A 9,757-nucleotide genomic window follows, 5' to 3' on the forward strand; every position below is an offset into this window, starting at 1 on the left:
GGTGGTGGGCGTGACGGGCGCGAACGGCGTGGGGAAGTCGACGCTCGTGCGCGCGATGGCGGGCCTCGAGCGCGCGACGGAGGGGGAGCTGCGCTTCGACGGCGCACCGCTCGATGCCCGCGCGCGCCGCCGCCGGTGCTCGCTCGTCATGCAGGACGTGAACCATCAGCTGTTCAGCGACAGCGTGCGCGGGGAGTGCGAGCTGTCGGCGGGCGGCGTCGACGCGGCTCGCGTGGACGAAGTGCTGGCGGCCCTCGACCTGGAGCATCTGGAGGCGTGCCACCCCATGGCGCTGTCCGGCGGCCAGAAGCAGCGGCTGGCCGTGGCCTGCGCCCTGCTCGCCGGGTGGGAGGTGCTGCTGTTGGACGAGCCGACGAGCGGGCTTGACTTCGGGCATATGGTTGAGGTAAGCCGGTTGGTGAAAGGGCTGGCTGAACGGGACATCTGCATCGTCGTGGTCACGCACGACTGCGAATTCCTCAGCCGCAGCTGCGATTTCGCGTACGAATTGGAGGCGGGCTGATCGATGGGCGAGGCGGGCGATGTGCTGTCGTGCGTGATGGCGGGTGGCGAAGGCGTCGTGGAGGAGCGGCCGGGAGGGGCCGTGCTCCGTGTGAAGAACGACACGGGCGAGGGATCCATGGCCTTCTGCCAGGTGTTCGACGGCGTGGGACTCTCGTTCAACGACTTCCGGCTGGACGCGTACGATTCGGGGTTCGTGGCCGGCCCGGACATGCTGTGCATCGACCACTGCCGCGAGGGGCGCATCGAGCAGCCCGTCGCGGGCGGCGCTTACTCCTACGTGGCGTCCGGCGACCTCAAGATAGACGACCGCTCCCGCCATACCGGCATGTTCGTCCTGCCGCTGGGTCACTACCGCGGCATCACCGTGTCCTTCGACCTCGCCCGCGCCGAGCGCTCCATCGCCCAAGCGCTCGGCGGGTTCCCGGTTGATCTGCGCGCGCTGCGCGATCGCTTCTGCCGCGGCGGCGACCCCTTCATCATGCACGACGCACCGGGCGCGGAGCACATCTTCTGCGAGCTGTACTCCGTGCCCGACGAGATCCGCGCGACGTACTTCCAGCTCAAAGTGCTGGAGCTGCTGCTGTTCCTGCAGGTGCTCGATCCCGGCCCCGTGCGCGAGCGTCGGCCGTACTTCTACCGCGCGCAGGTGGAGAAGGTGAAGGCGGCGCGCGACTTCATGGTGTCCGACCTCACCGTCGAGCACACCATCGACGAGCTGGCCGACCGCTTCGATCTGCCGCCCACGGCGTTCAAGACCTGCTTCAAGGGGGTGTACGGCCTGCCGCCGTACGCGTACCTGCGCACCTTCCGGATGGAGCGCGCCGCCGCGCTTCTGCGCGAAACCGACCTGCGCGTGGCCGACATCGGCCTGGCCGTGGGCTACGACAGCCCCTCCAAGTTCACCGCCGCCTTCAAGGCCGTGATCGGCCAAACCCCCACCGTCCACCGCCGCGACCGCGCAAGGTACGTGCGATAGCGCGATAACAAGTTGCTTTTTGACTGATTTGTAACTTGCTATTTGTATGATATACTCATTGCGAAATACTTGATTGCCGTCGGTTTCGGAGGGATTTCCATGACGCTCACACCCACGGGGTATAGACCTCGCGTTATCGATGCAGAACTTGCGCGTTGCCTCAAGTTGTTCGGTGCCGTGGAGATACGTGGGCCGAAGTGGTGCGGCAAAACATGGGCAGGACTCAATCAGAGCGTCGACGAGGTGTACATCGCCGACCCCTCGGATGGCTACGTGACGCGTCGACTTGCTCGGCTCGATCCGGATTCCGTGCTGCAAGGCGACCATCCGCTCCTTGTGGATGAGTGGCAGGCTGCGCCAGGCGTATGGGATGCGGTACGCGCCTCGGTGGATCGTGCGCCCGAGCCTGGTCGGTATATCCTCACTGGTTCGGCGCAACCGCTTCTCAAGGACACCGTGCACAGCGGAACCGGGCGAATCGTCAGCATCGATATGCGGCCGATGACCCTGTTCGAGTCGGGCGACTCGACGGCCGAAGTGTCGCTCGAGGAGCTTTTCGACAATCCCGGGAAAAAGATACGAGGGCGCTCTTCCCATAAACTTGACGACATCATCGCATTGGCTGTTCGCGGTGGATGGCCCCGCGCCGTTGGCCTTGATCCGGGGGACGGTGCTCTCATCGCGCGGCGATACATAAAAAGCATCGTCGGCGGCAAGGATGTGGAGTTTGAAGGCGTGCGGTACTCGCCTGCCAAGCTTGAGGTGCTGCTGCGCTCCTTATCTCGCAATACGGCCACCATGACGAGCATGTCCACCATTCAGAAAGACGTTTCGAGCGTCGATGCGAACGGATTGTCGCGATCGACAGTTCTCGCGTACGTTGATTATTTGCAGCGCATCTACATGATATGGGAGCAGCCTGCATGGCGGCCGGAATTGCGTTCGGCAACGCGCCTGCGAACCACGCCCAAACGCCACGTTACCGACCCCTCCCTTGCGGCTGCAAGCTTGAAGGCGGGGCCGAATAAGCTCAAGAGCGATTTGAACACGTTCGGGTTCGTTTTCGAGACCATGGCGGCGCGCGACTTGCATGTGTACGCGCAGAGCCTGGGGGGTCAGCTGTGCCATTACCGTGACAATTCGGGCTTGGAGATCGATTCGATAATCGAGCTCGACAACGGGGGCTATGCCGCTATCGAAGTGAAGCTCGGGGCCGATCAAGAGGATGAAGCGGCTGCGAACTTGATTCGTTTCGCTAGAAAGATGGAAGCGGGAGGTATCGATGCCCCCGCTTTCCTCGCTGTGGTGGTGGGTACTGGAGGGTTCGCTTACACGCGTTTGGACGGTGTGCATGTTGTGCCTATCGGATGTCTCGCGCCGTAGAGAGAGGTAAGTCTTAGATAACTTCCCACCTGATTGGAACAGGGCTGGCTTGATGGAGCGGAACGTGCCTGCTGGGAGCCGTATAGTCAGGAGCGTTCGCATTCCCAACTGAGAAGGTGGTTTTGGTGGCTCCTGTGACAGAAACGCCCGCGAAGGCATCGTGGCTGGCCGTGCTGCTTTCGTACGCCGGCCGCTGCCGGGGGAAGATGGCGGTCTCGCTGCTGTGCTCGGTGGCCAGCGTGGCGGCCGGGCTCGTGCCGTTCTACGCGGTGTACCGCATCATCGACGAGGTGATCGCCCCCGCGCCCGACGGCGGTGCCGTGCTGGCTTGGGTGGGCGCGGCCGCGGCGGGCTACGTGGCGTCGAAGGTGCTGTTCGGCGCATCGACGCTGCTCTCGCACGTGTCCGCGTACACCATCCTCGAATCGCTGCGCGACGACGTGGTGGAGAAGCTCATGAAGACCTCCCTCGGCACCGCGGCGTCGAAAAGCATCGGCCAGATCAAAAACGTGTTCGTCGATCGCATCGAGGGCGTGGAAGTGCCGCTGGCGCACATGATCCCCGAGCTTTCGGGCAACGTGCTGCTGGCGGCTGCCATCGCGGTGTGGATGGCACTCATCGACTGGCGCATCGCGCTTGCGTGCCTGGTCACCGTGCCCATCGGGCTGGTCGTGTTCGCAAGCGGCCTGGGGGCGTACAACAGGATGTACGCCGCCTACATGGCCGAGGGCAACCATGTGAACAGCGTGATGGTGGAGTACGTGGAGGGCATCCAGGTGATCAAGGCGTTCAACCAGGGTTCGAACTCCTACCAGAAGTACGCCAACGCCGTCCGCTCGTTCAAGGACTTCACCCTGGGCTGGTTCAAGGCCACCTGGGTCAGCATGAACCTCGCGTTCTCCATCCTGCCGACCACGCTGCTGGGCGTGCTGCCCGTCGGGCTGGCGCTGTACCTGGCGGGAGACGTCACCCCGGCCGAGCTGGGGTTGGAGTTCGTGCTGGCGCTGGCGGTGGTGGCGCCGCTCATGAAGCTGTCATCGTTCCTCAACGAGGCGAAGGCGATGGAGTACGCCGTGGCCGACGCGAGCGAGTTTCTCGACCTGCCCGAGCTGCCGGAGCCTGCGCAGCGCGCGGCCGTGCGCGACGAGGGCGTGGAGTTGGCGAACGTGTCGTTCTCCTACGAGAGCGGGGAGGAGGTGCTCCACGACGTGAGCCTGCGCGTGCCGCGCGGGTCGTTCTGCGCGCTCGTGGGGCCGTCGGGCTCGGGCAAGTCCACTCTGGCGCGCCTGATCGCGCGGCATTGGGATGTGGGCGCGGGCGCCGTGCGCGTGGGCGGCGTGGACGTGCGCGACATGCCGCTGGACCAGTTGTCGCAGCTCGTGAGCTTCGTGGCGCAGGACAACTACCTGTTCGACTGCTCGCTTCGCGAGAACATCCGCATGGGCAAGCCCGACGCCACCGACGACGAGGTGCTGGCCGCCGCGCGCGCCGCTTGCTGCGACGACTTCATCGGCCGCCTGCCGCATGGCTACGACACGCCGGCCGGCGAGGCGGGGCACGCGCTGTCGGGCGGCGAGCGCCAGCGCATCTCCATCGCCCGCGCCATCCTCAAGGACGCGCCCATCGTGGTGCTCGACGAGGCCACGGCCTTCACCGACCCGGAGAACGAGGAGCGCATCCAGCAATCCATCGCCCGGCTGACGCGCGGCAAGACCCTGCTGGTCATCGCGCACCGCCTGTCCACCGTGGCGGCGGCCGACGACATCGCGGTGGTGGATCACGGGCGCATCGTCGCGCACGGCACGCACGACCGGCTGCTTGCCGCCTGCCCGCTCTACGCGTCCATGTGGCAGGCTCACGTGTGCGCGAAGGCGTGGTCTGCCGTTTCCCGAAAGGAGGCCCTCGATGCTTAAAGCGCTCAAGCGCATCATCGCGTGGACGGGACCGTACCGGCGCAACCTGTACCTGGGCTGCGTGTGCTCGTTCTTCATGACGTGGGCCACGGCGGCCCCCGTGATGCTGGCCGCGTGGATGCTCGCGCAGGTGGTGGACGACGCGCGCGGCGTCTCGACGCTCGACCCGTCGGCGGTGTGGCTGTCGCTGGCGGCCATCGTCGCGTGCATCGCCGCCCGGTTCGCGTTCTCGTACGGCAAGAACCGTCTGCAGGAGAGCATCGGCTACGAGGTGGCGCCCGAGGTGCGCATCCGCATCGGCACCATCCTCAAGCGCGTGCCGCTGGGCTACTTCTCCCGCATGAAGACGGGCGACATCCTCGCGACCACCACCACCGAGCTGGGCATGCTCGAGCTGAACGGCATGAAGATGATCGACGCCGTGGTGAACGGCTACGTGTCGGTGGCGGCCGTCATCGCGTTTCTGGCCGTGATGGACTGGCGCTGCGCGCTGGCGGCGCTGGCGGGCGTGGGGCTGTCGGCGCTCGCGCTGGCGGGCATCAACCGACGCAGCCGGAAGCTCACGCCGGCCACGCACGAGGCTTCCGAGCGCCTGTCCGGCGCCATCGTGGAGTTCGCGCGCGGGCTGGGCACGGCGAAGTCGTACGGCCGCGGCAGCTCCGCGCTGCAGCCGATGTACGCGGCGTGCGCCCAGGCGAAGAAGGCCCGCGTCGACGTGGAGTTCGGCTTCACGCCGTTCAACGTGGCGCACCTCGTGGCGCTCAAGCTGGCCAGCGTGGCCCTCGTGGGCTTCGCGGCCTGGGCGTGCCTCGGCGGGACGCTGCCGCTGTGGATGTTCTTGGCCATCGCCCTGCTCTCGTTCACCATCTTCGGCGGCGTGGAGGGCGTGGCCGACTCGGCGCACATGCTGGGCGACCTGAACGACGTGCTGGACCGCCTCGACAAGATCGAGCAGGCGCGCTTCATCGACGAGGACGGGCGCGCGCTCGACCTCGACCGCTTCGACATCGCGTTCGAGGACGTGGCGTTCTCCTACGACGAAGGTCCCGAGGCGCGCACGGTGCTGCACGACGTGAGCTTCGCCATACCCGAGGGCACCACGTGCGCCATCGTGGGCCCGTCCGGCTCGGGCAAGACCACCATCGCGAACCTCATGGCGCGCTTCTGGGACGTGAGCGCCGGCAGCGTGCGGGTGGGCGGCCACGACGTGCGCGAGTTCACCTGCGACAGCCTGCTGGCGAACTTCTCGATGGTGTTCCAGAACGTGTACCTGTTCAACGACACGGTGGAGGCGAACATCGCGTTCGGCTGCCCCGGCGCCTCGCACGACGAGGTGGTGGCCGCCGCGAAGCGCGCGTGCTGCCACGGCTTCATCGAGGAGCTGCCGCAGGGCTACGACACCGTGGTGGGCGAGGGCGGCAGCAGCCTGTCGGGCGGCCAGAAGCAGCGCATCTCCATCGCGCGGGCGCTGCTGAAGGACGCGCCCATCGTCGTCCTCGACGAGGCCACCGCCAGCGTCGACCCGGAGAACGAGCAGCTCATCCAGCAGGCCATCGGCCAGCTGACGGCGGGCAAGACCGTCGTGGTGATCGCGCACCGCCTGGCCACGGTGGAAGCGTCCGACCAGATCCTCGTGGTGGACGGCGGCACGGTGGCGCAGCGGGGCACGCACGACCAGCTCATGGCCGAGGGCGGCACGTACCGCCGCTTCGTGGAGATCCGCCGGCGCGCCGAGGGCTGGCGGATCGCGAGCGACGACGCGGTCGCTCCTGCGCCCGCGGAGGACGCGCCCATGCCCGCGGCGTCCTAGCGGCTCCGCCCCGGCCGCCGCGCCTCCTACCGCTCCAGTCCCCGGCGGTACTCGCTGGGCAGCAGGCCGGTCTCGCGGCGGAACAGCTCGCTGAAACGGCTGGCGCACGTGTAGCCCACCGCGTGCGCCACCTGCTCGATCGACAGGTCGGGCATCCGCAGCAGCCCCTCGGACTGGCTGATGCGGCGGCTCTGCACGTAGCGCGTGAGCGTGGAGCCGGTCACCGCCTTGAAGCACTCCTTGAACTTTGTGGGGCTCATGCATGCGGCCCGCGCGAGGTCGTCCACCGTGAGCGCGCTCGCGCAGTGGTCGTCGATGTACAGCGCCACGGCCTGGATGCGCTCGCGGTCCTCGGGCGCGACGGCGCGTCCCGACGTGTCCCGGCGCGCTTTCGTGCGCTCGACGATGAGCCCCATGGCCTCGAACACCTTGCCCTCGTAATACAGCTGGCTGCGATGCTCGTCGCCCGGGCGGGGCCACAGCCCGGCCAGCAGCGCGCGCAGCTCGGGGGAGTCGCCGTCGTCGCTCAGCGAGGCGAACGCGTCGCGCACGCGCTCGAACTGCCCGTCGTACTCGCGCTCCAGGTACGCGCGCGACATCTCGGGCCGCACCTCGATGGACACGGCCTTCACGGGCACGCCGCCGTGCACGAGCCCGCGCCAGCCCCCGTCGCCGCTGTAGAATCCCCAGATGCTTTTCGCCCGCAGCCGCCGATACGGCGTGAACTCCTCTCCCGAAATGGACTCGTACCAGGCCACGCTCAGGTATTCGGGCAGCTCGAACTCCATGACGGTGTCGTGGAGCAGCGTGAAGTCGTGGATGGCGATCTGCCAGCGATCGGAGGGTGCGAGGATGTGGAAGCTGCCGGACGTTTCGCCTTCGCCCCGGTACGAGCGCCACAGGGGGCAGAAGCCCTCCGGCGGCTCATATTCCTCGAAGCCGATCTGCTCGAGCGACGGGGCGTGGATGATGTCGTGCGAGGGCGGGCGGTGCTCCATGGGTTCTGCTCCTTCATGCGGTTGCTCGCGGCGGCGCGGCGGTCGGCCGCAGGGACGTGCGCCGCAGGGGCGTGCCGCGTGCGACGATCGGACGCGGCGGTGCGACGTTCGGACGCGCGGGCGCGCATGCGCGACGTCGTTTCCGCCCCTCCGCGTATGATACACCATTGTTAACCGAGGCTATCTTTTCCGCATGAAAATGAATCAGAAGGAGGTCTGTCATGCGTTCAGCCATGCAATCCGACAAGAAGGGGCTCACCGCCCGCGACCTGGTGACGTGCGGCGTGTTCATCGCCCTGTACTTCGTGTTCATGATGGTGGGCAGCATGCTGTTCGCCCCGAACCCCGTGCTGACGTTCCTCATGCCGGCGGGTGCGGCCCTGCTCACCGGCCCCATCTACCTGCTGCTGGTGGCGAAGGTGCCCAAGCACGGCCCCATCATCATCCTGGGCGTGGTGGAGGGGCTCATCATGTTCGTGACGGGCATGTACTGGCTGTGGGCGGTAGCGCTCGTCGTGCTGGGCGTGGTGGCCGACCTCATCGCCGGCGCGGGCCGGTTCCGCAACAAGAACCTCAACCTCGTGAGCTTCCTCGTGTTCTCGCTCAACCCCATGGGGTCCTACCTCATGCTGTGGATCGATCCGTCGGGCTACACCTCCTACCTGGCCGGGAAGGGCACCGAGCAGGCGTACCTCGACACGATGGTGTCCACGGGCGCGGGCTGGGTGCTGCCGGGCATGATCGCGCTGACGCTGGTGTGCGCCCTGGTGAGCGCGCTGGTGGGTCGCCGTCTGCTGAAGAAGCAGTTCGAGAAGGCTGGCGTCACCGCATGATCGATCGCGCGTTCCGGCCCGATCCGCGGGCCAAGCTTGCGCTGCTTCTGCTGTGGGCCGTCGCGGTGTTCCTGTCGCCCGGGCTGTGGTTCGAGGCGCTCCTGATGCTGCTGAGCGTGGCGCTGGGCATCGCGCTGGGGAAGGGGCGGCTCGCGCTGGGCATGCTGGGGCTGTACGCGGTGATGATGGCGTGCATGCTGGCCACGGCGCAGCTGGACACCGGCGTGCTGAAAACGATGCTGTCGTCGTTCTTCATGCTGGTGCGCAAGGTGTTCCCGTGCGGGCTTCTGGCGGCCGTCATCGTGTCCACGACGCACGTGAACGAGTTCATGAGCGCGTTCTCGCGCATGCGCGTGCCACGCCAGGTGACCATCCCGCTGGCCGTGATGCTGCGCTACGTGCCGGCCATCCGCGAGGACTGGCGCTTCATCTCGGACGCCATGCGCATGCGCGGCGTGAACGCCAGCCTGGCCGGATTCCTGCGTCGACCGGGCATGACGGTGGAGTGCCTGTACGTGCCGCTCATGATGAGCGCGTCGAACGTGGCCGACGAGCTGTCGATGGCCTCGGTGGCGCGCGGCATCGAGAACCCGGCGCAGCGCACGTGCTACACGCATATCGAGTTCCGCGCGTCCGACGGGCTGCTGGTGGCCGCCGGCGTGGCCGTGGTCGTGGCGGCGCTTGCGTGCAGCCTGTTGGGCGTGGGGAAGTGAGGTCGAGACGATGATCGAGTTTGACGATGTGAGCTTCGCGTACCGCGCGCCTGCGGAAGGCGCGGGCGCGCCCGAGGGGGTGCGCGGCATCGACCTGCGCGTGGAGGCGGGCCGGTGCGTGCTCGTGTGCGGCGCGTCCGGCTGCGGCAAGACCACGGTGACGAGGCTGGCGAACGGGTTGGCGCCCTCGTTCTTCCCGGGGACGCTCGAGGGACGCGTGCTGGTGGACGGGCGCGACGTGGCCGACCTCGAAAGCTGGGAGGTGGCCGCATGCGTGGGCTCGGTGTTCCAGAACCCGCGCACGCAGTTCTTCAACGTGGATTCCACGGGCGAGGTGGCGTTTTCGCTGGAGAGCATGGCGTGGCCCGAGGAGCGCATACGCGAGCGCACGCACGATACCATCCGCCAGCTGGGGTTGGAGGAGCTGGCCGACCGCAGCATCTTTTCGCTGTCGGGCGGCGAGAAGCAGCGCATCGCGTACGCCAGCTCGTGGGCGCCCCATCCGGCGAACCTCGTGCTGGACGAGCCGACGTCGAACTTGGACGAAGCGGCCATCGCGGCGCTGCGGCGCTACCTGCTGGACGCGAAGGCGCAGGGCGCGGCCGT

9 protein-coding genes are annotated in these 9,757 nt (G+C 67.4%); 8 read left to right on the forward strand and 1 reads right to left on the reverse strand.

The annotated features are described in order from the left end of the window. From HMPREF1023_RS08910 to HMPREF1023_RS08930, 5 genes are all read left to right on the forward strand, one after another. On the forward strand, window positions 1–523 hold a 523-nt coding region (locus HMPREF1023_RS08910; RefSeq protein WP_035578758.1), incomplete at its 5' end, for an ATP-binding cassette domain-containing protein. A gap of 3 nt (window positions 524–526) precedes the next feature. Then, complete coding sequence (locus HMPREF1023_RS08915) at window positions 527–1,501, forward strand: AraC family transcriptional regulator (RefSeq protein ID WP_009305916.1); 975 nt, start codon at window positions 527–529, stop codon at window positions 1,499–1,501. Between the two features lie 99 nt (window positions 1,502–1,600). Continuing rightward, complete coding sequence (locus tag HMPREF1023_RS08920) at window positions 1,601–2,884, forward strand: ATP-binding protein (RefSeq protein ID WP_009305917.1); 1,284 nt, start codon at window positions 1,601–1,603, stop codon at window positions 2,882–2,884. Between the two features lie 125 nt (window positions 2,885–3,009). Continuing rightward, on the forward strand, window positions 3,010–4,797 hold the full coding sequence (locus tag HMPREF1023_RS08925) for an ABC transporter ATP-binding protein (protein WP_009305919.1): 1,788 nt from the start codon (window positions 3,010–3,012) through the stop codon (window positions 4,795–4,797). Further along, window positions 4,790–6,607 carry an ABC transporter ATP-binding protein gene (locus HMPREF1023_RS08930; protein ID WP_009305920.1) on the forward strand — a complete coding sequence of 606 codons (1,818 nt, stop codon included), beginning with the start codon at window positions 4,790–4,792 and terminating at the stop codon, window positions 6,605–6,607. The genes HMPREF1023_RS08925 and HMPREF1023_RS08930 overlap by 8 nt, the downstream gene beginning before the upstream one ends. Window positions 6,608–6,633: 26 nt before the next feature. Here HMPREF1023_RS08930 and HMPREF1023_RS08935 read toward each other — a convergent pair whose 3' ends face one another. Continuing rightward, entirely contained in the window at window positions 6,634–7,605 is a 972-nt protein-coding gene (locus HMPREF1023_RS08935; RefSeq protein ID WP_009305923.1) for a helix-turn-helix domain-containing protein, read from the reverse strand. A gap of 221 nt (window positions 7,606–7,826) precedes the next feature. Here HMPREF1023_RS08935 and HMPREF1023_RS08940 point away from each other — a divergent pair, with 221 nt between their 5' ends. The 3 genes from HMPREF1023_RS08940 to HMPREF1023_RS08950 all read left to right on the forward strand — a co-directional run. Continuing rightward, window positions 7,827–8,438: an MptD family putative ECF transporter S component gene (locus tag HMPREF1023_RS08940; RefSeq protein ID WP_009305925.1), complete on the forward strand. Its 612-nt coding sequence runs from the start codon at window positions 7,827–7,829 to the stop codon at window positions 8,436–8,438. After that, entirely contained in the window at window positions 8,435–9,151 is a 717-nt protein-coding gene (locus HMPREF1023_RS08945; RefSeq protein WP_009305927.1) for an energy-coupling factor transporter transmembrane component T, read from the forward strand. Before HMPREF1023_RS08940 ends, HMPREF1023_RS08945 begins: the two co-directional genes overlap by 4 nt. Window positions 9,152–9,161: 10 nt before the next feature. Further along, window positions 9,162–9,757, forward strand: a 596-nt coding sequence (locus HMPREF1023_RS08950) for an ABC transporter ATP-binding protein (protein WP_009305928.1), incomplete at its 3' end; no start/stop codon positions are given.

It is taken from the genome of Eggerthella sp. 1_3_56FAA, from assembly GCF_000185625.1.
Taxonomy (GTDB): Bacteria; Actinomycetota; Coriobacteriia; order Coriobacteriales; family Eggerthellaceae; genus Eggerthella; species Eggerthella lenta.